Genomic DNA, 25353 nt, shown 5'->3' on the forward strand with positions numbered 1-25353 from the left:
GCCCCCACCCGTGACGCCCCCACCCCCGGCGCGTACGCCTCAGCCCGCCTCGACCTCGGACCGGTCGCCGCCCCAGAGCGTGTGGAACGACCCCTCCCGGTCCGTACGCCGGTAGGTGTGCGCCCCGAAGAAGTCCCGCTGCCCCTGAGTGAGCGCCGCGGGCAGCCGGTCCGCGCGCATCCCGTCGTAGTAGGACAGCGCGGCGGCGAAACCGGGCGTCGGCACGCCCTGACGCGCCGCCTCCGCCACGACCGCGCGCCAGTCGTCCTGCGCGGCCCCCGTCTCCCGCCCGAACTCCTCGTCGGACAGCAGGCTCACCAGCTCGGGCCGGGAGTCGTAGGCGGCCCGGATACGGTCCAGGAACGCGGCCCGGATGATGCAGCCAGCCCGCCAGATCGCCGCCACGGAGCCGAGGTCGATGTCCCAGTCGTACGCCTCGCTGCCGGCCCGGATCTGGTGGAAGCCCTGCGTGTACGAGACGACCTTCGAGGCGTACAGGGCCTGCTCGACCCGGTCCGCGAACGCCGACGCTCCCGCCCCCTCCAGCGGCTTCGCCACCGGGCCCGGCAGCTCACGCGACGCCTCGCGCAGGTCCGCGTGGCCGGAGAGCGAGCGGGCGAAGACCGCCTCGGCGATCCCTGAGACGGGAACGCCCAGGTCGAGTGCGATCTGCACCGTCCAGCGCCCGGTGCCCTTCTGCTCCGCGCGGTCCTGGACGACGTCGACGAACGGCCTGCCGGTGGCCGCGTCCGTATGGGCGAGGACCTCGGCGGTGATCTCGATGAGGTACGAGTCCAGCCGCCCGGTGTTCCAGCTCCGGAAGGTGTCGGCGATCTGCGCGGGGGAGTACCCGGCGATCCGGCGCAGCAGCTCGTACGCCTCGGCGATCAGCTGCATGTCCGCGTACTCGATGCCGTTGTGCACCATCTTCACGAAGTGCCCGGCCCCGTCGGGGCCGATGTGCGCGGTGCACGGGGTGCCGTCCTTCGCCTTCGCGGCGATCTTCTCCAGCATCGGGCCCAGGGAGGTGTACGACTCGGAGGATCCGCCCGGCATGATGCTCGGGCCGTGCAGGGCGCCCTCCTCCCCGCCGGAGACGCCCGCCCCGACGAAGTGGATCCCCCGTTCCCGCAGCTCCTTCTCCCGGCGGCGGGTGTCCTCGAAGTGGGCGTTGCCGCCGTCGATGATGACGTCGCCGTCCTCCAGCAGAGGCGCGAACTCCTGGATCACCGCGTCCGTGGGGTCCCCGGCCTTCACCATGATCACCAGTCGCCTGGGGCGTTCCAGAGCCGAGACGAACTCCTCGGGGGTGTGAGCGGCGACGAACGTGCCCTCGTCGCCGAACTCCTCCACGAGGGCGTCGGTCCGGGAGGCCGTGCGGTTGTGCACGGCGACGGTGAAGCCGTTGCGGGCGAAGTTCCGGGCCAGGTTGCGGCCCATCACCGCGAGTCCGGTGACGCCGATCTGGGCGGTGCCGCTCATCTGTGTGCTCCTGCGATTCCGGGGGCGTCAGGTCAGGGGAGTACGGGACGGGGGACGGGGGCGTTCACGCGCTCAGTCCTTCGCTCGCCGACGGTCCGGTCAGGGCGAAGGCCGTTTCTCGCGGCCGGCGGGGGAGCCGTCGTCGGCAGTACCGTCGACGAGCGCGCCGTCGGGCAGCGACCCGTCCAGAAGACTCTCGTCGTCCCCGTCCTCGGGGATCACGTGCATCGCGGCTTCCTCGGCCGACGCCGCCGCGCCGTCGATGCCCACATCGCTGGCGGTGAGCGTGGCCGGGACACTGCCGTCCGCCTGCTGGGTCAGCCGCCCGGCACGGGCGACACCGACCTTCCCGTCCCAGGGCTCGCCGTCCCCGCCCGCCAGGTCTCCCACGCCGTCGCCGGTGAAACCGGGCGTCTCGGGGAGTTCCCTGGTCAGCCGGGCCTCGAGAGACTCACCCGTGAGGCTCTCGGCAGCCGTGGTGCCGAGGCCTTCGACCACCCAAGGGCGGTCCGGCGGTGAATAGCCCTCGTCAAGTGGATCGCCGGTGCCGGATGGGTCCAGCAGGGTGTCCTCGGAGCCGAGCTGTTCATCGGGATCGGCAGCCTCCTGCTCCTGAGGCTGGTAGACGTCGTCCCCCCAGTCGGTGTCGCTCATGGCGCATCCTTCCCTCGGGAGAACCACTGTCCCCTGTACGCAATTCCACTCCGGTACCGCTCCGGCCGCAAAGGGAAGATCGGATTCCGGCGGTCCGCCATGATGCGCCGGCCGGGTCCGTACGGAGGTCACGGCCCTGACGTACGGGGGCGGAAGCCGGAACACATGACCTCCGGCAGGAACCTCCGCGCAACCCCGTCCGGAACGGCTCCACGGAGGCCCTGACGTGCCCCCGCCTGCTCCGGGCGGGCCGGGGCACGCCGGGGCGGGCCGTACACTCGGCTCATGGGTCGTAGCGCCGAACTGGGGAAGTGCCCGCACCGGGCCTCCTCCGCGCTGCCCCCGGTCACGGCCCCCGCCGCCGCACCGGCACCCGCCGACGCGGCGCCCGGAACGGGCCGTACCGCGCTGCACGGCCACGGCTAGCGGTCTTCGGCGTCCGCGGGCCCGGGCCGGACGCCCCGGTCCGCCGCCCCTCCCACGAACGACTCAGGCCTCTCCTCGCCGGAGGGAGCCGCCGCTCCCGGCGCACGCCGGTCCTGTGCATCGGCCCGCCGGCTCCCCAGCACCACGGGCACCGGCTCTCCATCACCACGTACGAGTGATCGCATCAACCACGACTGATCACGTCACGCATCACGCATCACGCATCACGCATCACGCATCACGCGGCACACGGCGCACCGCCCGTGCCGCTGCCCGGCGACGGCCGCAGAGACGGGCCGAGCCGCACTCGAAGGGACCATCGTGAAGCTGAGCGACCTACTGGCCGGGCAGGACCACCATGTGCTGCAGGGAAGCCCCGAGCGCACCAGGATCACGGCCGGCACGACGTTCGACGCGGACCGGGTCACGCCCGGCGCCGTCTTCGTCGCGGTACCCGACCACGCGGCCGGGGGCCCGGACGCCGTCGCACCGGCCGTAGCCCGCGGCGCGGCAGCGGTCGTCGTCGACGCCCAAGCACCACCTCTCCCCGCGGCGGCGGGCGACGTATGCGCGATCCGGGTGCCGGACGCCCGCAAGGCCGCGGCCGTCATCGCCTCGCGCTACTTCGGCGAGCCGGGCCGCGCGATGGACCTGATCGCGATCACCGGGACCAACGGCAAGACCTCCGTCTCGTACATGGTCGAGTCGGTGCTGCGGCTCGCCGAGGGCGCCCGGGTCGGGGTGATCGGCACGGCGGGGAGCCGGATCGGCGACGAACCGATCCCGATGCCGCCCTCGGCGCTCTCCACCCCCGAGTCGCCCGACCTCCAGTACCTGCTGAGCCGCATGCGCGACAGCGCGGCCGGCAGCGTCGTCCTGGAGGCCACCTCGATGGGCCTGCTGACCCACCGTCTGGACCGGACCTTCATCGACGTGGGCGTCTTCACCAACCTGTCGCAGGACCACCTCGACGACCACGGCACCATGGAGCACTACCGGGACGCCAAACTCCGCCTCTTCCAGGGGTTGTGCCGGCGCGCGGTCATCAACGCGGACGACCCGGTCGGCGTCGGCATCCGGCAGCTGATGCCCGACGCGGTGACCACGTACGCCCTGGACGGCCCGGCGGACTACCGCGCCACCGACCTGGCCGTGGACGCCTCGGGAACCCGGTTCACCCTGCACCACGACGGCCGGAAGTACCCGGCGGCTATCCCGTCCCCGGGCAGGTTCTCGGTCTCCAACGCCCTGGCCACGGTGGCCGCCTGCCACCTGCTCGGCCACAGCCTGGCCGGACTCGTCGACGCGCTGGAACGCATGCCGCAGATCCCCGGCCGCTTCGAGCGCCTCCACACCCCCGAGGGCACCTCGGTGATCGTGGACTACGCCCACTCGCCGGACTCCCTCAACAAGGTGCTGACCACGATCCGCGGCTTCGCCAAGGCCCGGATCATCACCGTCTTCGGCTGCGGCGGCGACCGCGACACCACCAAGCGCGCCGAGATGGGCACCATCGCCGGCACCCACTCCGATCTGTGCGTCCTCACCTCGGACAATCCCCGGTACGAGGACCCCGAGGTGATCCTCGACGAGATCGCGCCCGGCATCGCGGCGACCGGAACGCCGTTCGAACGGTTCACGGACCGCCGTGCGGCCATCGCCTCCGCCCTCGCCTCGGCGGGGCCGGCCGACATCGTGCTCATCGCGGGCAAGGGCAGCGAGCCCCACCAGATCGTCGGTGACGAGCTGTTGCCCTTCAGCGACATGGCGACGGTGCGCGAACTGATCGGCCAGTAGGCAGTCCGCCGTCCCCGGGAGCCCACCTCGCCCACCTCGCTCACCCGCGAAAAGGTGTTGGCGCGATGGGCAGGCCGGCTGACATCCTGCCAACCGCACGGCCGAACGCCGGGCGGTCGGGCGGAGCAGGGCGGGGGAGCGGCAGCCGTGGACGTATTCACCGCGAAGGCGGGGCAGGTACGGGGGCGGCGCTCCGGGCGGGATCCGGGGATCGTCGCCGTACTCGGACTTCCTTACGCGGCACCGCCGTTCGGCGCGGACCGGTTCCGGGAGCCGCGTCCGGCGCAGGCCTGGGACGGCGTACGGGAGTGCACGGCGTTCGGTCCCGTGGCGCCCCAGTCCGCCGAACTGCCCGGCTCCCCGGCCTGGTCGCCTGGGGACGAGGACATCCTCACGCTGAACATCTGGGCGCCGGCGAACGGGGCCGGTAGCCTGCCCGTGCTCGTCTGGATCCACGGTGGCGCCTACGTCTTCGGCTCCTCCGCCCAGCCCGACTTCGACGGCACCTCCCTCGCCGCCCGGGGGCTCGTCGTCGTCACGCTCAACTACCGCCTGGGCTTCGAGGGGTTCGGCCACGTCCCCGCCGACGGCGAGGGGCCCGCCTGCCCCGACAACCGGGGGCTGCTCGACCAGATCGCCGCACTGGAGTGGGTACAAGGCAACATCGCCGCCTTCGGTGGCTCACCCGGGCGCGTCACCGTGGCCGGACAGTCTTCGGGGGCCACCTCCGTGGCCTGCCTGATGGCGACCGAACGGGCACGCGGGCTGTTCCACCGTGCCATCCTGCACAGCGCCGTCAACGCCTGCGCCACGGTCGAGGGGGCAGCCCGCACCACCGCCGAGGTCGCGGCGGCGGCCGGGGTGCCCGCCACCCGTGCGGGGCTGCTCGCCGCGTCACCGCAGACGCTGGTGAGCGCATCCGACCGGATCGTCGACCGGTACCGGCACGACCCCGGCTCCGGGCAGCGCCACTACGATCCGGCGATCTACGGGCCTGTCGCGGACGACGTTCTCCTGCCGTCCGACCCGCTGGAGTCGCTGGCCGCCGGGGCGGGTGCGGAGGTGGAGCTGCTGGTCTGCCACACGACGGAGGAGTACTGGCTCCTGGACGCGGTGGGCAGTAGCGCCAAGGTCACCACCGAACGGCAACTCGGCGCGTTCGCGAGGGACTTCGGCCTGCCACCGCAGCTCGTCGACGCCTACCGCGACCGTCTGCCGGACGCCGGTCCCGTCCTCGACGCCTATCTCGCCCTGTACGGAGACCTCCTCTTCGCCGAATACAGCAGCCGGCTCGCCGAGGCCCACGCCCGGGCCGGTGGGCGTACCTTCCTCTCCCGCTTCGACCGCAGATGCGGCGGAGACGGCGGGCGGGTCCGGGCCTGGCACTGCGCGGACATCCCCTTCGCCTTCGGGAACCTCCACGAGGAGAGCCTCCACTTCCTGACCGGCGGCCCGCCCGGCCCGGCCGACCACGAGTTGTCGCACCGCATGGCCGGCGCCTGGGCCGCGTTCGCCACCCACGGGGAGCCGGGCTGGGCCCCTCTGAGCGGCGGCGGAGAAGGTGGGGCGGTGCGGGTATGGTGCGCGGCCGGGGAGGAAGCCCGGGAGACCGGCACCTTCCGCGATCGGTGGCGTGCGGCCGGTCTGCCCCTGCTGGCCCCCTGACACGGCCTAGTACGGCGGCAGCCGCAGTGCCCCCGTACCTTCCCGCACGTCGTGCACCACGCGGATCTTCCCCACCGGGTTGCCGCGCTCGTCCGTGGTGACCAGGACCGCGTCGTCGCCGTTGACGCAGCGCCCACGCTCGCCCGGCTCGGGGCAGAAGAGCAGATAGCCGGTCTGCCGGTCGATCCGGCCCGGCTCCAGGCGCCACACCCACTGGTAGGTGCTCATGACCACGTTCGGGTAGGTGGCGCGCAGTTCCTCCCGTACGGCGTCCTGGACCGTCTTCCCGAACGCCTGGCTCTCCTTGGGCGGTCGGACCACGAGGGCGCTGCCCGCTGTGTCCACCTGCCCGTCCGCGATGTCGTAACTGGCCGAGTAGTAGGTGTGCTTGGTGAGCGAGGCGAGCAGGCCGCCGCGGGTCAGACGCATCAGGGTGGGCCAGGAGTCCTTGCCTGGAACGCGCTTGTCGGCGATGGCGGGGGAGACCACGTGCACGTACGAGGCCTTGCCCTTCGCGAGCGGGCTGTCGGCTCCGCTCGCCGTGACCCAGCGCTGGACGCAGCCCCCGATGTCGGCCAGCACCTGCCGCACGGTGGCGTTGGTCAGTTCGGCCACCACGTACGGTGGCGTGCCGGTGGGGCCGAGGGCGATGACCTCGTAGCCGCACGCGTCGAACGCGCCCCGCAGGGTGCGGAACGCGGCCGCGTCCGCCCGTCCGCGCGCCACCGCCTCCGTCAGCACGCCGGCGCACTCCTTGCCGTCGCAGCTGCCCTTGTCCGCATTGATGCGCAGCCGGACCACGGCGTCCCGGTCGTCGGCCACCGCGAAGGTGACCTCGGAGCCTCCCGTACCCGGGAAGAGCGTGCGCGCCCCGATCGCCTTGATCTGCCCGGGGAAGTGTTTGTCGGCCAGCTCCTCCGCCGCCCGGCGGTCCTCCTTGGTGGTGACCACCCCGCAGGCGCCGGCCAGGGCGACCAGCGACCCTGCCAGCACGCAGGTGACGGCGGCTCTCCACTGTCTGCGGCGTGATCCGGCCATCGTCTGCTCCTCGGGGTGGTGCTGCCCTGTGTTCCTGTGACAGTAGGACGGAACTCGGTCGGCCGGTTGAGTACGCCTACTCAAACCCAGTACGGGGGCGCCTTTGCGGCCCGGGCGGGATGCCCGGCGCACCACCGCTCCGGCTGGCCCCTCCGGGCCATCTCGTCATTGGCATGGACCTGACTACTGAACTCCGCTACAGTCCGGGGCGACGCATTCTGAGAGCGCTCTCAGGGACTTGGTCCGGACGCGCTCCCCGGATGCCTCCCGTTCCACCCCCACGAAGCTGGAACAACAGAAAGGGTCACTCCCTTGAGACACGCAACCGTCCTGCGGACCGGTCTGTCCGCGCTCCTGATCCTCGGTGCCTGGACCGCTGCCGGCCCGTCGACCGCCTCCGCCGCCCCCGCCGGCTCCGCGGAGCTCCCCGCCTCCGCGGCCCTGCTCTCCGCCATGCAGCGCGACCTCGGCCTGACCGAGGGCCAGGCCCGTACACGGCTGGCGCAGGAGAGGGCGGCGACGGCCCTGCAACCGCAGGCGCAGCGCGCCGCGGGCTCTGCCTACGGCGGGTCCTGGTTCGACCCGGCGACCGGCGAACTGACCGTGGCGGTCACGGACGCCGGCAAGGCCGGGGCCGTACGGGCCGCCGGCGCGCAGACCCGGGTCGTCGAGCACTCGGCCGCCCAGCTCGACGCCACCATGAAGCGCATCGACGCCCTGAGCGCGCCGGACGGCGTGGCCAGTTGGCGCGTCGACCCCGCGACCAGCCGCGTTGTTGTGAACGTCGTCGGCTCCGCGCATGGTGACAACGATGTCCGCACCTTCGTCGCCAAGGCCCGCAAGGCCGGGCCGGTCACGGTGGAGCGGACGGCGAAGGCCCCGCAGACCTTCGCCGCCGGGACCGTCGGCGGCGACCCGTACTACACCGGCAACGTCCGCTGTTCGATCGGCTTCTCCGTGCACGGCGGCTTCGTCACCGCCGGGCACTGCGGCGGCACCGGGCAGCAGGTCCGCGGCTGGGACAACTCCTACATCGGCAACTTCCAGGGCTCGTCCTTCCCGGGCGACGACTACGCCTGGGTGAACGTCGGCAGCGGCTGGTGGACCGTCCCCGTCGTCCTCGGCTGGGGCACCGTCCCCGACCAGCTGGTCCGCGGCTCGAACGAGGCCCCGATCGGCGCCTCGGTCTGCCGCTCCGGCTCCACCACGCGCTGGCACTGCGGACGGGTCCTCGCCAAGAACGAGACCGTCAACTACAGCCAGGGCGCCGTGCACCAGATGACCAAGACCAGCGTCTGTGCCCAGGGCGGCGACTCCGGTGGCTCGTTCATCAGCGGCGACCAGGCCCAGGGTGTCACCTCGGGAGGCTGGGGCAACTGCTCCAGCGGCGGTGAGACCTGGTACCAGCCGATCAACGAGATCCTCAACCGGTACGGGCTGAGGCTGCACACCGCGTGATCCGGGGGAGCCGGCCGCCCGGCTCCCGTGGGTGAGGTGAACGCGTACGTCAGGTGCCTGAGCGGCCCCGCCCACGGGCGGGGCCGCATCCGTGTGAGGGTGGCCGCCCTTTCGTGCGCCTGCCTCCGCTCCGCTTCCCGGGTGACTCTGTACCCGCCGCCCAATTGGCCCGCTACCCCAACGCCCGTTGCGCAGAGCGCCGTCAGCGAGCTATTGACACCCTCTCAGCATCGACGCAACACTGTCACCGCCTTGGAGAGCGCTCTCCCAGACAGTCTCCGGCCGCTTTCCGGCCCTCGTGGGCGCTCTGGAGCGGCGGCTCTTCCCGGCTGCACCGCCCAGCTCAATCTCCCCCCACCGTGCACTCGATGTGCATGGACGCAGAGCGGCATGGAGGTCCGCATGGCGACAAGACTCAACAGAATGACCCTGGTGTCCGTGCTGATCGTGGCGACCGCCCTGGCCCTGGTGGCCCTGGGGCTGACCGCGATCACGAACGTCGGGGCCACCGCGACCGCCGCCCCCCGGGCCGCCGCCGATCAGCCCGCCGCGGCGTCCCCCGTGATGCGGGGGCACACGATGGCGGCCGCCGAGCCCGTCGCCTTCGGGGACGACCCCGACGGTGACGGCTACATTCCGGCGAATCCGCCGGTCACCGGGGTGGAACCGTCCCAGGAGATACCCCCGCACCGCTACTTCCACGAGTTCCAGGCGAACTGTTCGGTCACCCACACCGCCCCGGACGACCCGATCGTCTACCCAGGTCAGGCCGGCGCGTCGCACGACCACACGTTCATGGGGAACGACACCACGAACGCGGACAGCACCACCGCCTCGCTGGGTGCGGGCGGCACGGCCTGCGTGGCGCCGGGAGACCTCTCGGCGTACTGGATGCCGACCCTCTACAACGGGAACGAGGAGATCCGCCCGATCGGACCGCAGACCATCTACTACAAGGCCGGAGTCACCGACTACCGCACCGTCCGGCCCTTCCCCAAGGGGCTGCGGTTCGTCGTCGGCAGCCCGACCCAGACCGCCGAGCAGTTCCGTGACCACCCCGGCATGGTCGAGGGGTACGAGTGCGGTGAGAGCTACCGCAACTACGACTTCCCGGCGGCCTGCCCCACCAGTCCGGACACTCAGTTGAACCTGCGTATGCAGGCACCCAGTTGCTGGGACGGGAAATACCTGGACACCCCCGACCACAAGGCCCACATGGCCTATCCGGTCGTGATGGGGGCCAACCAGGACGTCTGCCCGGCGAGCCACCCGGTCGCCCTGCCGATGATCGAGTTCAAGATGGCGTGGCCGGTCAACGGAGACATGTCGCAGGTGAGACTGGCCAGTGGGACCGGCCACTCCTTCCACTACGACTTCTTCAACGCCTGGGACGACGCCACGCTGGACGCCCTGGTCGACCACTGTGTCGTCGGCGGTCTCCAGTGCAACGCCCGCGGCTACGACGAGAACAACCCGGGCCGGGGGGCTGCTCTGGACGAGAACTACGAGCTGCCCTGACCGAGTTGATCGCCTGACCGCTTCTTGAGCGCTCTCCACCGTGGGCGCACCCTGCCTACGGTGGAGAGCGCTCTCCCATTCCCATTCCCCTTTCCCTTAGCCCGTTCTTTTGTCCCCTGGCCTTTTCCTGCCGGACGGCGAGACCTGCCGCACCGTTCTCTCGCCGCTGGCGGTGCGGTGGGACAGACCCGGGGGGCCGCGGAAATCCGTCGCCGCCAGGGCCTCCCCCTTTGTACGGTGGACCCTTTCCAGGAGACCGCCGCCTTCCGCCGGACCGATCGGCGTGCCCCGGGGCGGCCGAACGGAGACAGCGATGACCGACAGGACGGCCGTACGGGCCTGCTCAAGGTGGACGGCACCACCCTCCACCACGAGGTGCGCGGCGAGGGGCCGTTGCTGGTGATGATGCCGGGTGGGAGCGCCGACGCGGGGATCTACGACGCGATCGCGACGGATCTGGCTGACCGCTGGACGGTGGCCACTTTCGACCCGCGGGGCTACTCGCGCAGCCCGCTGGACGGCCCGGTGACGGACCAGTCGCCCGCGACGCACGCCGACGACGTTGCTCGGCTGATCGGGCTGCTGTCGCCGGACGGGGCGCCGGCCGCGCTCTTCGGCTCGAGTTCGAGCGCTGTCGTCGCGCTGGACGCGCCGGCCCGTCACCCCGGTCGGCTGAGCCGGGTCGTCGCGCACGAACCGCCCGTGGTGGCGCTGCTGCCCGACCCGGACGCGGGGCGCGCGCTCTTCTCGGCCGTACGGAAGGCCTTCCGGCAGGACGGGGTGGCGGCGGCGACGGCCACGATGGCGGCGCGGCTCGCGCCGGAGGAGACGACCGCCTCCGGCCCGGAACAAGTCGCCGCAGCAGACCAGGCACCCACCCAGGAGCAGGCTTCCACCTCAGAACAGGCCCCCACCCAGGAGCAGGCCCCTACCCCGGAACAGACCGCCACCTTCCGCCGGATGCACGCCAACCTGCCCGTCTTCCTGGAGCACGTGCTCTGCCCCTTCAGTGGTCACGCCCCGGACCTCATGGCCGCCGCCGCCCAGCTGGCCGTCGGCGTCGGCCGGGACTCCCGCGCCCTCCTGCCCGCCGTCGCGGCCGAAGGGCTGGCCCGGCGCGTGGACGCCGGGGTCGCGGAGTTCCCCGGCGGGCACATCGGCCTTGCCGAGGACCCCCGGGTCTTCGGCGCACGCCTGCGGGACGTGCTCCTCGCCACGTGAAAAGGCTCCGGGCCGTGGCGGCGTACCACCACGGCCCGGAGCCCGTGGAAAGGCGGGAGCGCGAGCTCAGGCGAGCAGCCCCGCGTGGCGCCCCGCGTGCTTGCGGGTCTCCCGTACGGTCCAGCCGCCCCGGTCCTGGAGCACCTGCGGCAGGTCCCAGTGGTAGCGCGTGGCGAACGGGGTGGCCCCGGCCTCCAGGGGCCCGTCCACCAGCCGGTCGTAGAAGTCCAGGCCCGCCTTGCTGACGGGCCCGTCGCCGCCCGACACGACGCGCGGCCCGGCGATCGAGCATCGGTAGGCGTCCGCACCGACCTGCTTGAGCAGGCCGATGTCCTCGGGGACCCGGTGGTAGTGGTCGCAGGCCACATCGCCGGTGTCACCGCCGTCGGTCGTGCCGGGGGTGTGCGAGAACGTGCCCCAGAGGGACGGGGAGCGTCCGTCCTCGGTGACGGCCCCCTCGATCTGGTACGCGGCGGTGGCGACGCCCCGGGTGAAGTCGGCCGGGAGGGCGTTGAGGTCTCTCACGTGCTGCCTTTCCGCGGGGGTCACTTGACGGCTCCCGCGGTGAGTCCGGCGACGAGGTAGCGCTGCAGGAGCAGGAACCCGGCGACGATCGGCACGCTCACCACGAGCGAGGCGGCCATGACCTGGTTCCAGTAGACGTCGTTCTGCGTCGCGTACCCCTGGAGGCCGACGGCGAGGGTCCGGGTGGCGTCGTTGGTCATGACGGAGGCGAAGAGGACTTCGCCCCAGGCCGTCATGAACGAGTAGACGGAGACGGCGACGATGCCCGGCACGGCGGCCGGCACGACGACCCGGAAGAGGGCGCCGACCGGGCCGCAGCCGTCCACCAGGGCTGCCTCGTCGAGGTCCTTCGGGATGGAGTCGAAGTACCCGATCAGCATCCAGATGGAGAACGGCAGCGAGAACGTCAGATAGGTGAGTACCAGGCCGCCGCGTGAACCGTAGAGGGCGACGCCGGTGGAGCTGCCGATGTTGACGAAGATGAGGAACAGCGGGAGCAGGAAGAGGATGCCCGGGAACATCTGTGTGGAGAGCACCGTGACGGTGAAGACCCGCTTGCCCCGGAACGTGTAGCGGCTCACCGCGTAGGCGGAGAACACCGCGATCGTCACCGACAGGACCGTCGCCGAGCCCGCCACGATCAGCGAGTTGACGAAGTATCTGGCGAGCGGAACGGTCTCCCAGATGTCGAAGTACGGCTGGATCGTCAGTGTGGAGGGGATCCACTGGAACTTCCCCGACACGTCCTGGAGCGGTTTCAGCGAGCTGCTGACCATCACGTAGACCGGCAGCAGGACGAAGCCTGCCAGCAGCGTGAGGACGATGCGGCGGGTCCACAGGAAGGACCGCGGCGCAGCCATGGGGGAGCGGGTCCGCGACCGGGCGGAGCCGGAGGTCCGCGTGAGGCTAGACATCGGCGCCCTTCCTTCCGCGCGAGGTGAGGATCAGGTAGACGGCCGTCACGACCAGCAGGAAGAGCAGCAGCAGGACGGACATCGCCGAGCCGGTGCCGAAGTTCCAGGTGACGAACGAGGACTGGTAGATGTGGATCGAGACGAGGTCCGCGTTCTCCGGCGCCGATCTCCCGAACAGGACGTACGGCGTGTTGAAGTCGTTGAACGTCCAGAGGAAGAGCACGAGGACCAGCACCTGGTTGACCGGGCGCAGCGAGGGCAGGGTGATCTTGCGGATCTGCTGCCAGACGCCGGCGCCGTCGATCGAAGCGGCCTCGTACAGCTCACGCGGGATGTTCTGAAGGCCCGCCATCAGCATGAGGAAGGCGAACGGCCAGCCCTTCCAGACCGAGACGATGATCAGCGTGTAGATGCTGTTGTCACCGATCAGCCAGAAGGAGGGCTCATCGGTGATCCCGAGCTGGTCGTGCAGCACGTGGTTGATCAGGCCGTTGTCCCGCTGGAACATGAACGCCCAGGTGATGACGGCGGCGTAGACCGGCAGGGCGTACGGCACGAGGAAGATCGCCCGCAAAACGCCCCGGCCCCGGAAGCTCTCCTGGAGCAGGATCGCCGCCGCCGTCCCCAGCAGCCAGGCGAACCCGACCGAGAAGAACGTGAACACGCAGGTCACGAAGAACGAGTGGAGCAGGGCCTCACCGATCGGCGCGTCGAAGTCGACGGCGATCCTGTAGTTGCCGAGACCGGTCCAGGGCGCCGCACCCCAGTTGCTGATGAAGAACTGCGTGAGCTGACGGAAACTCATCACGATCCCGATGATCATCGGGATGATGTGGATGAGGAGTTCCAGCAGGACGGCGGGCAGGAGCAGGAGACAGGGCAGTCCGCCTTGGCGGATCCGGTCGGGGATGCGCGGCAGTCTCCGGCGCGCAACCCCGGTGCCCCGGCTCGTGCCCCCGGCGGCCGACTTGTCGGCCTCGGGGTTGGTGACGGTGGCGGTCATGGATCAGGGCCTCACTGCTGCATCGTCTGCTGGGCCTTTTCGAGGCGTGCCTTGACGGACTCCTCCGTCACCGGGCGTCCGGCGGCGGCGTCCGCCCACAGCTCCTTCACCGCGGTGCCCACGGCGGTCTCGAACTGCGACTCGTCGGGGACCTGGGGGAGCGGGGCGGCGCTGGTGGCGAGGGTGTCGCGCAGGACCTTGAGGTCGGGGGCGCCGAAGGCGGCGTCGGCCTGGGCCGCCTTGACCGGCGGGATCGACCCGTAGGTCTTGTTGAGGTGCTTCTGCTCCTCGTCGCTGGTCATGAACTTCACGAACTTCTTCGCGCCGTCGATGTTCTTGGTGTTCTTGAACACCGCGATGTTGATGCCCGCGACCATGGAGTTGACCTGCTTGCCCGTGCCAGGAGTGCCCGAGGGGACCGGCACCGGGGCCGCGCCCCAGTCCTCCGGCTTCATGCCCTGGGCGGCGAAGGTGGAGGCGGCCGCCTGCCACAGCACCATCGCGGTCCTGCCCTTGGCGAAGTCGGTGAGCGACTGGTTCTGGGCGTACTCCGCGTTGCCCGGCGCGATGATCTTGTCCTTGGCCATGAAGTCGATGTACTGCTTCACGGCGGCGACGGCACCGTCCGAGGTGAAGGTCGCCTTGCCGTCCTTGTCGAAGAAGTCGGCGCCGTGCTGCTGACCCAGGACGAAGGTCTGGTGGATGTTGTTGGAGAGGTTGCCGCCCTCGGCGCCAAGACCCCACTTGTCGCCCTTGGATATCTTCTTCCCCGCCGCGACGAGATCGTCCCAGGTCGCCGGCGGCCCGTCGATGCCCGCCTCGGCGAACATCTTCTTGTTGTAGTAGAGGGCGTACGCCAGCGAGTACAGCGGCACGGCGGCGGGCGGCTCGCCCTCCTTGCCGGCCGAGGCGACCGCCGAGTCGACGAAGCGGTCCCGGCCGCCGATCGCCTCGAAGTTCTTCTCGTCCCACGGCAGGAGCGCGCCGGTCGCCTGGAGCGACGCCGACCAGGTGTTGCCGATGTTCAGCACGTCCGGGCCCTGACCGGACGCGGTGGCGGCGAGGATCCGGTTCAGCAGGTCGGCCCACGGCACGACCTCGAGCTTCACCTTGATCCCGGTCTCCTTCTCGAACTTCTTCAGCTCGGGAGTCAGGATCTCCTTGTCGGCCTCGATGCTGGGACCCTGGTTGGAGGCCCAGTACGTGAGGGTCTTCGGGGACTCGTTGCTCCCCGTGCCGCCCGGCCCGCCGCCGCAGCCGGTGGCGGCGACGGTGATGGCGATCGCGAGGGTGATGGCGCTTGCGGCTCTGAGGTGACGCATGTGAGGTGGCCCCTTTCCGGGGATGGCTGCGTTCGGGAGCCGAACGGCCTCCATGACTTAATTTATGCCGTGATTTAAGAGATGAGGGAAGGTCGCGTCAAGGTCTGGGACCGGGTATGTTCCTGGAGGGAAGGAGCAACATGGCCGAGCGCAACAGAAGAACCGTGCGTGACCTGCGGCGGGGCAACCGGGCAAGGGTATTGCAACGGTTGTATTTCGACGGTCCGCTGAGCCGCCAGGAGCTCGGACCCGCGACCGGGCTGAGCTCGGGATCCATCAGCAACGTCGTTGCGGAACTGGCCGCCGAGGGGCTGCTCCAGGAGGCCGGCATCGTCGAATCCGACGGCGGCCGCCCCCGTACGCTGCTGAAGGTAGCCGCGGACGGCGGGCTGCTGGTCGGCATCGACATCGGGGAGACCCGGGTGCGCGTGGAGCTCTTCGACCTCTCCCTGACCGAACTGGCCCGCACCGAAAGACTGCTGGCCCAACACGGGTACGACGTCGACCGTATCGTCGCCCACGTCCGTACGGGCGTCGCCGACGTCCTGCGCGACGCGGGCGCGGACCCGCACCGGCTGCTCGGCATCGGCGTCGGCGTCCCCGGCATCATCGAGCGCGAAGGGCCGGAAGGCCCCGACGGTCAGCGCACCGCCGTGGTGCACGGCCAGACGATCGGCTGGCAGGCGGTCCCCTTCGAGCAGCTGCTCCGCGAGGCCGTCGACGTGCCGCCCGAGGTGCCCCTCTTCATCGACAACGGCGCCAAGACGCTCGGCCGGGCCGAGATGTGGTTCGGCGGCGGGCGGGGCGCTGGCGCCGCCGCCATCGCGCTCATCGGCTCCGGGGTGGGCGCCTGCGTCGACCACGGCGACATCCTGGCCGAGGACCGCACGAGCCTCGCCCTCGAATGGGGCCACACCACCGTCCAGCTGCGCGGCCGCCGGTGCCGCTGCGGCTCCATCGGCTGCCTGGAGGCGTACGCCGGCGCGGAGGCGCTGCGCGAGCGCTGGCGCGAGGCGGGCGGCCCGCTCCCCGAGGACGCCGACGACGAGACCGCCCTCGCCGCACTCCTCGCCGCCGCCTACCCCCCGCCCGGCGGGCCCGCTCCCGACGCGGTCGCCCTCTCGCTCCTGGACGAGACCGCCGAGTGCCTCGGCGCGGCCCTCGCGGACCTGGTCAACCTCTTCCGGCCCGAACGGATCCTGCTCGGCGGCTGGGCGGGCCTGCTGCTCGGCCCCCATCTGCTCCCCGAGATCCGGCGGTACGCGGGGGAGTACGCCCTGCGCCACGCGGCGGCCCGCACGACCATCGAGATGGGCCGGCTCGGCCCGGACGCGGTCACCGTCGGCGCCGCCACGCTCCCGCTGGCCGACTTCCTGACCCGCGGCGGCAGCCGCCCGGGCCCGGGCGTCACCGGTACGCCGCCCCGTACGGCCGTTCAAGCGGTGCGGGAACGCCACCGCACCCCGACGAGCTGAGCCGGGGGTCATCCCCGCGCCGTGCGTCGGTCCCTCGGCGGCGGGGCGGGAAAGGTCCGGCCGGTCCCTCGAACGGCAGGGCGGGGACGGACCGGCGGCCTCGGCTCAGCGGCGGCCGCCGCTCCCTCCGCCCGTGCCGGTCCCACCGGTCGCGGAGCCGGCGGAGCCCGTGCAGTGGCCGGTGCCCTCTCGCAGGTACCGGTGCTGGTTCGCCAGGTCGACCGCCGGAATCAGCGATGCGTCCCCGGTGGTAATGCCGACGCCGAACCGTGCGTAGAAGGTGAGCAGCCCCGCGTCGGCCCGGTCGACCGCCGCCGCGGTGCGCTCGTAGGCCACGGCGGTCAGGCGGCGGACGTCGATCCGTACGAGCCGGCGGCCGTCGGGCGGGGGCCGCCCGGAGCCTTCGGCCCACCGGTGGAAGATCTTCTTCACCGGGCCGTCCTCCGCCAGGCCGCCGAGGTACTCCTTGACCAGCTGCACGGCCTGGTTGTCGCCCAGGTGGAGGGCGTCGAAGGTGCGGGTGATCGCGAGGGAGGTGAGCTCGGCGAACCGGTCGCCGTACGGGTACGCAGGCCCGAAATCCTCTCCCCGCCGACAACCGGGGCGCGTTCCGCCGACCCCAGCGTGACGACCGTCCCCCCGGCGTTGGACAGCTTGTAGCGGTTCAAGCCGTCCGTGCGGACGGCTGTGGACCGCCAGGGACGGACCACCTCGCCGCCGTCGGCCGCGACGGCGGCGAGGCCCTTGTCGTTACGGCGGAACTCCACCCTCGTGTGCCGCCGGTACCACAGCACCCGGACAGCGAACGACCCCAGCAGCACCAGTGCTCCGAAGACTCCGGCCGCGACGCTCCCGTCCCGGCCGAGGAGCGCGCCCAGCAGGATCGTCAGGAGGCAGACCAGGGCCGAGAACGGGACCAGGGTCAGCAGGAGCAACGCGTACGCGGAGGGCGTCCTGCGCACCGGCCGGTAGGTGCGGCGATGAGCTCCCAGCTCCGGGTGGTCCGCGTCGCCCTCCGCGCCCCTGAGCTCATCCGTTTCCGGAAGGCCGCCGCACAACGTCTCCCGTGTGCAGCCCGGTTGATGGTGCACGGCACGGTAGCACTCCCACACGCGGGTGAGCCGGAGAGGGCCCGGCCTCAGGCCGAATCCCGCACCACCAGCTCCGGTTCGAAGATGACCGAGGTGGCGGGGGAGCCCGGGCGGGCCAGCCGGTCCAACAGGAGACGGGTCATCTGGGCGGACATCTCCTCCACCGGCTGACGGACCGTGGTCAGCGGCGGCCGGCACGCCAGGGCCGCGCTGCTGTCGTCGAAACCGACCACGGCCACGTCGTCGGGCACCCGGCGGCCGTGCTCCCGCAGCACATGGCAGGCCCCCATCGCCATCAGGTCGTTGGCGGCGAAGACCCCGTCAAGATCCGGACGCTCCGCCAGCAGCCGCTCCATCGCCGCCTCACCGCTCTCCTGCGTGAACCGCCCCTCGGCGATGGGGGTGTACGGGTGCCCGTGGCGCGCCATCGTGTCCCGGAAGCCGGCCAGTCGGGCCTGGCCCGCCGGCACGTCCAGCGGGCCGCTGATCGTCGCGATCCGGCGGCAGCCCCGGGCCAGCAGGTGCTCGGCAGCCAGCCGGGCGCCGTCCTGATGGGCGAGGTCGACGTAGCTGATGAGGACGGGCCGGGCGGGGCGCGCGTAGAGCACCGCTGTGAGTCCCGCCTCCGTGAGCAGGCCGGGCAGCGGGTCCTCGGCGTGCGTGGAGACGATGAGCGCCCCGTCCGCGCTGCCCTGCCGCAGATACGTCACCACCTCCTCGCGCGCCCGCGAGGTCTCCGCGAACATCAGCACCGGATGCATCCCGCGCGGGCGCAGGCAGTTGACCACCCCGGTGACCACCCGGCCGAAGAACGGGTCGGCGAACACCTGCGCGGTGAAGGAGCCGTCCTCCCTGGACACCGGGCCCCTCCCCTCCCCGCCCGCCCCCGACACCACCAGCGCCACGGCGTCGGTGCGCCGGGTCACCAGGGAGCGGGCCGCCCGGTTCGGCGCGTAGCCCGTGACGGAGACCGCCTGCCGCACGACCTCCTGGATCCCCGGATCGACGTTGCGCACGCCGTTGATGACCCGGGAGACGGTGGCCCGCGAGACACCGGCCGCCCGCGCCACGTCCTCCAGGGTTGGCGCTCCGGCCGACCGCCGATCATCCGTCATGAGCGCCTTTATAGCACTTGTGGAGAGCGCTCTCCATCGGCGGCGGCGCGCGACTCCCGGCTGTCGGTGAGGGCCGGGTACGGAGGCCCTGCCGAGCGTCCAGGGGCGGAATTCGGCCACACACCCGGCCAAGGTGGCCGACTATCACCATTCCCTTGTGATCAGTCTTCGCGCCGCCCTACGTTTGCGGCTTGCGACGTGTCCCAACGCCAGTGGGGGAGCCCAGTCATGGCCGCAAACGGTCGGCACCGCAGATACCAGCCCAGCCGGATCAACCGTGCCTCGCTCACGGTGACGGCGGGCGGTGCGGGCATAGCGCTCCCGCTCATCACCGCTGCCTCGGCCGGAGCCGCCCCCGGGGAGGTCTGGGAGAAGGTCGCCGCCTGTGAGTCGAGCGGCAACTGGGCGGTCAACACGGGCAACGGCTATTACGGCGGGCTGCAGTTCAGCGGCCCGACCTGGGCGGCCTTCGGCGGTACGCAGTACGCGCCGCGCGCCGACCTCGCCACCCGGGACCAGCAGATCGCCATCGCGGAGAGGGTGCTCGAGGGCCAGGGGCCCGGAGCCTGGCCGGCCTGTTCCGTGAAGGCCGGTCTGACCCGCGGTGGGGACGCTCCCGGCACCACCCCGCAGAGCGCGGGCAGCCGGCCCGCCCAGGCCGCGGCGCCGCAGAGCGCTCCGCCCCGGCAGCCCAGGGTGACGCCCGCTGCGGCGAAGCCGACCCATGTGCCGGGCAAACGGGACGCGTACACCGTCGCGAGCGGCGACTCGCTCTCCGGCATCGCCGACGCCCAGCGGGTCCGCGGCGGCTGGCAGAAGCTCTACGCGGCCAACCGCACGGTCGTCGGGGACAACCCCGACCTGATCTTTCCCGGCCAGCGGCTGAGTCTCGCGCCGCGCGGCGGGGACGGGGCGAGCGCCCAGAAGCCCGCACCGCGGCAGACGGAGAAGCAGCGGACGGCGCCCAGGCCTCCCCAGCGGGAGGCGGCCGAGCCCCGGCCCGAGGAGACGCGGAAGGCCGAGCAGCGGGTGGCCGCGGCGAAGGCCGAACAGCAGAAGGCCGACCTGAAGAAGGCCGAACAGCAGAAGAAGGCCGAGGCGGAGAAGGCGGCGCAGAGGAAGGCGGAGGCCGAGCGCGCGGAGCGCAGGAGAGCCGCGCCCCAGCCGCAGAAGCAGGCGCCTGCCGAACGCGCTGTGAAGCGCTCCGGCATGAGCGCCCCCGTCTCCGCCTCCACCGGAACCGCCTACCGCCAGGCCGGCTCCTGGTCCAGCGGCTATCACACGGGCGTCGACTTCCCCGTACCCACCGGGACGTCGGTGAAGGCGGTGGCTTCCGGCCGGGTCGTCTCCTCCGGCTGGGCGGGGGCTTACGGCTACGAGGTGGTCATCCGCCACGAGGACGGCAAGTACAGCCAGTACGCCCACCTCTCCGCGCTCCATGTGAAGGAGGGGCAGTCGGTCTCCGGAGGGCAGCGGATCGCCCGCTCCGGCTCCACCGGCAACAGCACCGGCCCGCACCTGCACTTCGAGGTGCGCCTCGGCCCCGGCTACGGGTCGGACATCGACCCGCTGGCCTACCTCAGGGCAGGCGGCGTCAGCGTCTGAACCGTCCGCTCCGGCTGCGGGGCGGCGGCGGCCGGCTCACCGCGCCGGTCGTGCCCCGCCCGGCGAGGACCACCGAACTCCACGCGCGGAACCGCATTGCCGGGCCGGAGGGGAAGCGGCGGAACGCAGGTCGACCCGACGGCGACCGGCGCCTCCTCGGGTCGCGCCTTCGCGCCCTGCGCACCGCCGGCGTCTTCCGGCTGCGCGTCCTCCGCCTCCTCCGCGTCCTCCGCGCCTCGGAGCAGGCGCCCTTCCCCGGCTTGCTCCGCGCTCAGCCGCTCCTTCGTCAGCAGGACCAGGCCGCCCGCCGCCAGCGCCCCGCAGGCGAGCGCTAGGACCGTGCCGGCGGCGCCATGGCGGAAGTGCTCGCCGAACAGCGTTATCCCGATCGCGGCGGCCACGACCGGGTTGACCACCGTCACCGTCGCCAGCGGAGCCGCGAGGCCCGCGCCCCGGTAGGCGGCCTGGGAGAGCAACAGGCCCGCCGCCGCGAGCCCGGCGATCACCAGCAGCGTCGGGAGCCCCGAGCGCACCGAGCCGGACGTCCACTCCATGGCCACGGTCTTGGTGAAGACCGAGGCCATACCGAACGCGCCTCCGGCGGCCGTGGCCAGCACCGCGCTCCGCAGCACCGGGCGGCGCAGCGCCCGGGCGAGCAGGGTGAGCGCACCGACCGCCCCGAAGGTCACCGTGGCCAGCGCCAGCTGCTCGGGGCCGCGCAGGGTGTGCGGCTCGGCGCTGCCCGTGAGGGCCAGCAGCCCGACGAGACCGGCCGTCGCCATGAGCGCACCGCGCCAGGCCGTCGCTCCGGCCCTGCGCCCGACGAAGAGGGCCGCCATCGGCAGGGCGAAGACGATCGTCAGCGCACCGAGCGGCTGGACCAGGCTGAGGGGACCGTAGGCGAGGGCGATCACGTGCAGGACGGCGCCGACCCCGTTGAGCAGTACCGCCACCCACCACACCGCGTTCCGCACCAGGGCGTGCGGGGAGTTGTCGCCGCGCGCGGCCACCCGCTCCTGGACGATCGCCCCGGCCGCGTAGGCGACCGCGGAGACCAGTGACAGCAGCACAGACAGCGCGAGGGAACTCATGTACACCACGATGTCCTGTCCGGGGCGCCACGTCGTCGTCCTTGAGACGTCACTTCCACGTACTGCCCCAGTAGTACGGCCGGAGGACCGAGGTCCTCCCCTCGACGGTAGTCCTTCCGGGCCCGGCCGTCAGAAGTCGTGCCCAGGCGGATACGGTGAGCAGCGCGGACGGCACACGCCGTCGCCGGACGCCGGCCTCGCTCCGGCGCCGACCCGGTGATCGGCGAGTGAGGAGCGGGGCATGGACCTGGCGCAGACGGCCTCGGTGGGCGGCTTCTTCGCCCTGCGGACCGAGCCGGTCCCCGGCGGCTCCCACCGGCCGCTGGGGGAGCTGTACGCCGGCGGCACGGCTCCCCTGACGGCGCGGGTCGACAGGGTCGCGGCGCGACTGGGCGCCCCCGAACGCCGGGTCGCCGCCTCCATCGCCCATCTCGGCCTCGCCGCCCGGCTCTGGTCCATCGCGCTGGGCCCGGCCGCGCTCTTCGGGCGCATCCCCGGCCTCGCGGCGGACACCCTGCACTGGGACCCGCTCCACACCTCGCCGGACGATCTGTGGCTCGAGGACCCCGAGGAGCTGCCCGGGACGGCGGACCTGATCCGCGAACAGGTCCAGTACGGGCATCTGGTGCCGCTGGCCGAGGCCGTCCGGCGCGACGGGAGCATCTCCCCGCAGCTGCTGTGGGGCAACGCCGGGTCCGCGCTCGCCGGGGCCGTACGCGAGCTGGTCACCTGGTCGCGCGGGCAGGACCGCCCGGATGTGGCCCAGCGGGCCCGGGCCCTGGCGGCCGAGCTGTTCGACCACCCCGACCTGTGCTCCACCGGTTCCCCGAAAGGCCCGGCGTTCCGGCGGCGCAGCTGCTGTCTGTACTGGCGTTGTCCGGGCGGCGGGCTTTGCGGCGACTGCGTCTTCGACCAAGCGCCGGGTACGCCCGGAGCGGCTCGGTAGACGCGGGGCCGCCCCCGGCCACCGGGCCGGAAGGGTCAGGAGGGCAGGGTCGCGTCTATGGCTTCGTCGACGTTCTGCAGGACGGGGATCGCGCTGTCGAGCCCGATCATCCCGATCAGCCGCTGCACGAACGGGGAGGGCGCGGCGAGCCGCAGCCGGCCGCCGAGCACGGTCTGCCCCTGGAGCAGCACGTTGACCGTGGTGGAGTCGGCGAAGCCCACACCCGAGAGGTCCACGACGACAGGTCCAAAACCCTCTTCGGCCGCTGTCCCGAGTGCCCGGCCGAGCGGCGGGACGCTGTCGATATCGAGGTCACCCGACACGGTGAGGACCAGAGCACCCCGTTCCTGACGGGTGATGATACTGACGGCTCTGTCTTCGCTGGGCGGTGGTTGCACGGAAGGCACCTCGGGCGGTTCGGGCGGACGAAGGAAGCCGGTGTGCCGGACGGGTCGGCATGTTCCGTCCCTGCTCACGGCGGGGTACGAGGGTAACGATAGAAGGAACAGTTGCCATTTGACAACATTCTCCATTGGGTAACAATCTGGTCCGCAACGGTTGAAGGACCAGCCGTCGGCGGTGACGCACCGGGAGAAGCGGAAGCAGGGGCTGGATGAGGCTAGGCGCTGTCGGCGACATCATCGCGGAGCAGGGGGCTCGCCGCACCCGTTTCCGGCGAGAGCCGCTCCGAAGCCGCCACGTGGAAGGCCGCCAGGCCCTCCGCGAGCGCGGCCACGGCGGCCGGTTCCATCCGTTCCAGCACGGCGCCCACCTCGCGGGCGCGCAGGGCCCGGTACTCTTCGAGGAGAGTCCGGCCGCGCAGACTGAGTCGCAGCACCACCTCGCGCCGACTCGTCGGGCTCGGTGCCCGCTGCACGAGCCCCATCGCCTCCATGCGGTCGCACAGCCGGCTGACCGACGGCGCGCGCGAGCCCAACGCCTCGCCCAACGAGCGCAGATTGGTGCCTTCCTGCCTCTCGATCACGAGCAGGGCCCGGAGCTGGGAGGGCGATACCGTCCCCGAAGCGGCCGCCTCCTGGCCACGGCCCCAGAGCACCTCCAGCAGCTCCGAGGCCGCAGAGGCGTCGGCGGACACCTCGGCGCGGGTGCGCGGGCGGCGGGTGGAGTGGGGCATTCATCCACTCTGTCATCCGTCGGCCCCGCTTGTCAGCCCGGACCCAGCCCCTACCACGTCGCAGGACGAAGAATGTACGAGAGACCGTGAACAGAAGACCGGACATCGAGACGGCCGTCAGGGCCGCCGCTCCGCACGCGCTGCTGGCGACGCTGCGCACCATGCTGGCCGACGCCTACGGTGCGTTGGCGGTGGAGCTGCATCTGGCCGACTACGGTCTGAGGGTCCTCAAGTGCCTCGACCCGCCCGACGGCGAGGAGGAACCGCTCTCTCTGCACAACAGTGCGGAGGGCCGGGCCTTCGGCAGCCAGGAGCCCCGCGAACAGCAGGTCCGGCACGGCGACGCGGTCGACCACTACCTCCCGGTGACCGTACGCGGCGAACGCCTCGGCATCCTCACCGTCCGGCTGCCGGCCGCGCGGTCCGCCCCGGACATGGTGGGCGAGCTGACCCACGTGGCCGATCTGCTGGGCCACGAGATCCTGGTCGCCGAACGGGACACCGACATCTACCAGCGCGCCCGGCGCACCACCCGTCTCACGCTCGCCGCCGAGATGCAGTGGCAGCTGCTGCCGGCCCGAGCCTGCACCGCCGCCGAGTTCGCCATCGGCGCCCAGCTGGAGCCGGCGTACTCCATCCACGGCGACAACTTCGACTGGGCGGCGGACGCCGACGAGCTGACCCTCGCCGTGACCAACGGCATGGGCGAGGGCATACAGGCCTCGCTGCTCACCAACCTCGCGGTGAACGCCCTGCGCAACGCCCGCCGGGCCGGCATCGGCATCGCGGACCAGGCGGCCCTCGCCGACCAGGCGCTGTACGACCAGCACCGCGGGGCCTCGCACGTCTCCACGCTGCTGCTCCGCTTCGAGCTGGCGACCGGCCGGGTCGGCGTCGTGGACGCGGGATCGCCGCAGCTGTGGATCCAGCGAGGCCGCACGGTCCGGCGTGTGGAGCTGGAGGCCCAGCTTCCGCTCGGCATGTTCGAGGAGTCGCACTACACGGTCCAGGAGTTCCACGTGGAGCCCGGCGACCGGCTGCTGCTGCTCAGCGACGGCGTCTACGAGGCGGTGTCCCCCGCGGGGGAGACGTACGGCGAACGGGCGCTGGCCCGGGCCATCCAGGCGACGCGGCTGCTGCCGGCGGCCACCGTCCCGCGTGCGATCCTCGGCGAGCTGGCCGAGTACCGCGTCACCGAGACGCTCGACGACGCACTGGTGGTCTGCGTGGACTGGTTCGGCCGCCAGGACGACGACAGCTGAGACCGGATACCGGGGCGGCGGCAGCTGAGACCGCAGCACGACGCCCCCGGGGACGCGCGCCGCGTCCCCGGGGGCGTCGCCGCGTCCGGGTCAGGTCGAGAGCTGGAACTCCGCGCGGATCCGCTTGCCGACCGGCACCCGCTCGGCGGTGAGCCGGTCGCACAGGGCCACGACGATCTCCATGCCGTGCCCGCCCAGCCGGGACGGGTCGGGGCCGTACAGCACGGGCATCGCCGTACTGCTGTCGTACACCGTGACGCTCATGAGCTCCGCGTTCCCCTCCAGCTCCAGGAGGTACGGGCCGTGGCTGTAGCGGTCGGCGTTGGTGACCAGCTCGCTCACGGCCAGCATCAGATCGCTGCGGGTGTGCTCGCCGATCGGCGCCAGGCACTCCACGGCGAGCCGGGTGAGGAAACGGTCCGCCAGGGCACGCGCGAGCGCGATGCAGCCCGGTTCGCCGTCGAAGACCTCGGCGCTCAGCAGTACCTCCGTGGACCGCAGACCCCGGCCGGGGTCTTCCGGTGGTGAGGTGACCTCTGTGTTCATGTGCTCCAGCCAGGCGCCGCAGTGAGTTCGGAGACCCTATTCCGCCATTCGTCTACCCGCGTCG

The 25353-nt window shown here is 72.0% G+C and carries 23 protein-coding genes and 1 pseudogene; 10 read left to right on the top strand and 14 right to left on the bottom strand.

Annotated features, from left to right (window positions below; translation table 11 throughout):
• Positions 1-39: 39 nt before the first annotated feature.
• Together gndA and ABZ154_RS12165 are read right to left on the bottom strand one after the other, a co-directional pair.
• Positions 40-1482, bottom strand: a complete 1443-nt coding sequence (gene gndA / locus ABZ154_RS12160; RefSeq protein ID WP_356831569.1) for an NADP-dependent phosphogluconate dehydrogenase — start codon at positions 1480-1482, stop codon at positions 40-42.
• Positions 1483-1581: 99 nt separating this feature from the next.
• Positions 1582-2136, bottom strand: a complete 555-nt coding sequence (locus ABZ154_RS12165; protein WP_356831571.1) for a DUF5709 domain-containing protein — start codon at positions 2134-2136, stop codon at positions 1582-1584.
• 285 nt (positions 2137-2421) lie between these two features.
• Between ABZ154_RS12165 and ABZ154_RS12170 the strand changes: the two genes are divergently transcribed.
• The 3 genes from ABZ154_RS12170 to ABZ154_RS12180 all read left to right on the top strand — a co-directional run bounded on the left by ABZ154_RS12170 (position 2422) and on the right by ABZ154_RS12180 (position 6024).
• Positions 2422-2562, top strand: coding sequence for a hypothetical protein (locus tag ABZ154_RS12170; protein WP_356831573.1), 141 nt, complete (start codon positions 2422-2424; stop codon positions 2560-2562).
• 321 nt (positions 2563-2883) lie between these two features.
• Entirely contained in the window at positions 2884-4359 is a 1476-nt protein-coding gene (locus ABZ154_RS12175; protein WP_356831575.1) for a UDP-N-acetylmuramoyl-L-alanyl-D-glutamate--2,6-diaminopimelate ligase, read from the top strand.
• 147 nt (positions 4360-4506) lie between these two features.
• The gene (locus ABZ154_RS12180; protein WP_356831577.1) at positions 4507-6024 is read left to right on the top strand and encodes a carboxylesterase family protein; all 1518 of its coding nucleotides are present in this window, start codon (positions 4507-4509) and stop codon (positions 6022-6024) included.
• 6 nt (positions 6025-6030) lie between these two features.
• Here ABZ154_RS12180 and ABZ154_RS12185 read toward each other — a convergent pair whose 3' ends face one another.
• Positions 6031-7062 carry a hypothetical protein gene (locus ABZ154_RS12185; RefSeq protein WP_356831579.1) on the bottom strand — a complete coding sequence of 344 codons (1032 nt, stop codon included), beginning with the start codon at positions 7060-7062 and terminating at the stop codon, positions 6031-6033.
• A gap of 312 nt (positions 7063-7374) precedes the next feature.
• Between ABZ154_RS12185 and ABZ154_RS12190 the strand changes: the two genes are divergently transcribed.
• From ABZ154_RS12190 to ABZ154_RS12200, 3 genes are all read left to right on the top strand, one after another.
• On the top strand, positions 7375-8520 hold the full coding sequence (locus tag ABZ154_RS12190) for a S1 family peptidase (RefSeq protein WP_356831581.1): 1146 nt from the start codon (positions 7375-7377) through the stop codon (positions 8518-8520).
• A 402-nt stretch (positions 8521-8922) separates the two neighbouring features.
• Positions 8923-10038, top strand: coding sequence for a DUF1996 domain-containing protein (locus ABZ154_RS12195; RefSeq protein WP_356831583.1), 1116 nt, complete (start codon positions 8923-8925; stop codon positions 10036-10038).
• A 237-nt stretch (positions 10039-10275) separates the two neighbouring features.
• A complete protein-coding gene (locus ABZ154_RS12200) occupies positions 10276-11259 on the top strand; it encodes an alpha/beta hydrolase (protein WP_356831585.1) in 984 nt (327 codons plus the stop codon).
• Between the two features lie 96 nt (positions 11260-11355).
• Here ABZ154_RS12200 and ABZ154_RS12205 read toward each other — a convergent pair.
• The 4 genes and pseudogenes from ABZ154_RS12205 to ABZ154_RS12220 all read right to left on the bottom strand — a co-directional run.
• A pseudogene (locus ABZ154_RS12205) lies at positions 11356-11784 on the bottom strand (family 1 glycosylhydrolase); the annotation flags it as partial.
• 20 nt (positions 11785-11804) lie between these two features.
• Entirely contained in the window at positions 11805-12698 is an 894-nt protein-coding gene (locus ABZ154_RS12210) for a carbohydrate ABC transporter permease (RefSeq protein ID WP_356831587.1), read from the bottom strand.
• Complete coding sequence (locus ABZ154_RS12215) at positions 12691-13701, bottom strand: sugar ABC transporter permease (RefSeq protein ID WP_356831589.1); 1011 nt, start codon at positions 13699-13701, stop codon at positions 12691-12693. The genes ABZ154_RS12210 and ABZ154_RS12215 overlap by 8 nt, the downstream gene beginning before the upstream one ends.
• Before the next feature lie 11 nt (positions 13702-13712).
• The gene (locus ABZ154_RS12220) at positions 13713-15023 is read right to left on the bottom strand and encodes a sugar ABC transporter substrate-binding protein (RefSeq protein WP_356831591.1); all 1311 of its coding nucleotides are present in this window, start codon (positions 15021-15023) and stop codon (positions 13713-13715) included.
• Positions 15024-15163: 140 nt separating this feature from the next.
• Between ABZ154_RS12220 and ABZ154_RS12225 the strand changes: the two genes are divergently transcribed.
• Positions 15164-16498 (top strand): ROK family transcriptional regulator, encoded by a 1335-nt coding sequence (locus ABZ154_RS12225; protein ID WP_356831593.1) that lies wholly within the window; start codon positions 15164-15166, stop codon positions 16496-16498.
• 105 nt (positions 16499-16603) lie between these two features.
• On the opposite strand, the gene ABZ154_RS12230 is transcribed toward ABZ154_RS12225, so the two are convergent.
• The 3 genes from ABZ154_RS12230 to ABZ154_RS12240 form a co-directional block, all read right to left on the bottom strand.
• Positions 16604-16978, bottom strand: a complete 375-nt coding sequence (locus ABZ154_RS12230) for a hypothetical protein (RefSeq protein WP_356831595.1) — start codon at positions 16976-16978, stop codon at positions 16604-16606.
• Entirely contained in the window at positions 16927-17460 is a 534-nt protein-coding gene (locus tag ABZ154_RS12235) for a hypothetical protein (RefSeq protein ID WP_356831597.1), read from the bottom strand. The genes ABZ154_RS12230 and ABZ154_RS12235 overlap by 52 nt, the downstream gene beginning before the upstream one ends.
• A gap of 176 nt (positions 17461-17636) precedes the next feature.
• Positions 17637-18704 (bottom strand): LacI family DNA-binding transcriptional regulator, encoded by a 1068-nt coding sequence (locus ABZ154_RS12240; protein WP_356831599.1) that lies wholly within the window; start codon positions 18702-18704, stop codon positions 17637-17639.
• A gap of 228 nt (positions 18705-18932) precedes the next feature.
• Here ABZ154_RS12240 and ABZ154_RS12245 point away from each other — a divergent pair, with 228 nt between their 5' ends.
• The gene (locus ABZ154_RS12245) at positions 18933-20309 is read left to right on the top strand and encodes a transglycosylase family protein (protein WP_356831601.1); all 1377 of its coding nucleotides are present in this window, start codon (positions 18933-18935) and stop codon (positions 20307-20309) included.
• On the opposite strand, the gene ABZ154_RS12250 is transcribed toward ABZ154_RS12245, so the two are convergent.
• Positions 20279-21400, bottom strand: a complete 1122-nt coding sequence (locus ABZ154_RS12250; RefSeq protein WP_356831603.1) for a DMT family transporter — start codon at positions 21398-21400, stop codon at positions 20279-20281. The two genes, ABZ154_RS12245 and ABZ154_RS12250, sit on opposite strands and share 31 nt — an antisense overlap.
• A 241-nt stretch (positions 21401-21641) precedes the next feature.
• On the opposite strand from ABZ154_RS12250, the gene ABZ154_RS12255 reads away from it, so the two are divergent.
• The gene (locus ABZ154_RS12255; RefSeq protein ID WP_356831605.1) at positions 21642-22346 is read left to right on the top strand and encodes a (2Fe-2S)-binding protein; all 705 of its coding nucleotides are present in this window, start codon (positions 21642-21644) and stop codon (positions 22344-22346) included.
• Positions 22347-22381: 35 nt separating this feature from the next.
• Here the strand turns inward: ABZ154_RS12255 and ABZ154_RS12260 are convergent, their stop codons facing one another.
• Both ABZ154_RS12260 and ABZ154_RS12265 read right to left on the bottom strand, forming a co-directional pair.
• Entirely contained in the window at positions 22382-22744 is a 363-nt protein-coding gene (locus ABZ154_RS12260; RefSeq protein ID WP_356831607.1) for an STAS domain-containing protein, read from the bottom strand.
• 221 nt (positions 22745-22965) lie between these two features.
• Positions 22966-23481 carry a MarR family transcriptional regulator gene (locus tag ABZ154_RS12265; RefSeq protein ID WP_356831609.1) on the bottom strand — a complete coding sequence of 172 codons (516 nt, stop codon included), beginning with the start codon at positions 23479-23481 and terminating at the stop codon, positions 22966-22968.
• An 86-nt stretch (positions 23482-23567) separates the two neighbouring features.
• Between ABZ154_RS12265 and ABZ154_RS12270 the strand changes: the two genes are divergently transcribed.
• Positions 23568-24743: a PP2C family protein-serine/threonine phosphatase gene (locus ABZ154_RS12270; RefSeq protein WP_356831611.1), complete on the top strand. Its 1176-nt coding sequence runs from the start codon at positions 23568-23570 to the stop codon at positions 24741-24743.
• 90 nt (positions 24744-24833) lie between these two features.
• On the opposite strand, the gene ABZ154_RS12275 is transcribed toward ABZ154_RS12270, so the two are convergent.
• Positions 24834-25289 carry an ATP-binding protein gene (locus tag ABZ154_RS12275; RefSeq protein WP_356831613.1) on the bottom strand — a complete coding sequence of 152 codons (456 nt, stop codon included), beginning with the start codon at positions 25287-25289 and terminating at the stop codon, positions 24834-24836.
• Positions 25290-25353 lie beyond the last annotated feature (64 nt).

Origin of the sequence: Streptomyces sp. NPDC006261, from assembly GCF_040613515.1 — a bacterium.
In the GTDB taxonomy this organism is placed as follows: Bacteria; Actinomycetota; Actinomycetes; order Streptomycetales; family Streptomycetaceae; genus Streptomyces.

Bases quoted from the DNA above. Each gene is read 5' to 3' on its own strand.
- gndA (WP_356831569.1), bottom strand. From the start codon at position 1,482: ATGAGCGGCACCGCCCAGATCGGCGTCACCGGACTCGCGGTGATGGGC.
- ABZ154_RS12165 (WP_356831571.1), bottom strand. From the start codon at position 2,136: ATGAGCGACACCGACTGGGGGGACGACGTCTACCAGCCTCAGGAGCAG.
- ABZ154_RS12170 (WP_356831573.1), top strand. From the start codon at position 2,422: ATGGGTCGTAGCGCCGAACTGGGGAAGTGCCCGCACCGGGCCTCCTCC.
- ABZ154_RS12185 (WP_356831579.1), bottom strand. From the start codon at position 7,062: ATGGCCGGATCACGCCGCAGACAGTGGAGAGCCGCCGTCACCTGCGTG.
- ABZ154_RS12195 (WP_356831583.1), top strand. From the start codon at position 8,923: ATGGCGACAAGACTCAACAGAATGACCCTGGTGTCCGTGCTGATCGTG.
- ABZ154_RS12210 (WP_356831587.1), bottom strand. From the start codon at position 12,698: ATGTCTAGCCTCACGCGGACCTCCGGCTCCGCCCGGTCGCGGACCCGC.
- ABZ154_RS12215 (WP_356831589.1), bottom strand. From the start codon at position 13,701: ATGACCGCCACCGTCACCAACCCCGAGGCCGACAAGTCGGCCGCCGGG.
- ABZ154_RS12220 (WP_356831591.1), bottom strand. From the start codon at position 15,023: ATGCGTCACCTCAGAGCCGCAAGCGCCATCACCCTCGCGATCGCCATC.
- ABZ154_RS12225 (WP_356831593.1), top strand. From the start codon at position 15,164: ATGGCCGAGCGCAACAGAAGAACCGTGCGTGACCTGCGGCGGGGCAAC.
- ABZ154_RS12240 (WP_356831599.1), bottom strand. From the start codon at position 18,704: ATGACGGATGATCGGCGGTCGGCCGGAGCGCCAACCCTGGAGGACGTG.
- ABZ154_RS12245 (WP_356831601.1), top strand. From the start codon at position 18,933: ATGGCCGCAAACGGTCGGCACCGCAGATACCAGCCCAGCCGGATCAAC.
- ABZ154_RS12250 (WP_356831603.1), bottom strand. From the start codon at position 21,400: ATGAGTTCCCTCGCGCTGTCTGTGCTGCTGTCACTGGTCTCCGCGGTC.
- ABZ154_RS12255 (WP_356831605.1), top strand. From the start codon at position 21,642: ATGGACCTGGCGCAGACGGCCTCGGTGGGCGGCTTCTTCGCCCTGCGG.
- ABZ154_RS12265 (WP_356831609.1), bottom strand. From the start codon at position 23,481: ATGCCCCACTCCACCCGCCGCCCGCGCACCCGCGCCGAGGTGTCCGCC.
- ABZ154_RS12275 (WP_356831613.1), bottom strand. From the start codon at position 25,289: ATGAACACAGAGGTCACCTCACCACCGGAAGACCCCGGCCGGGGTCTG.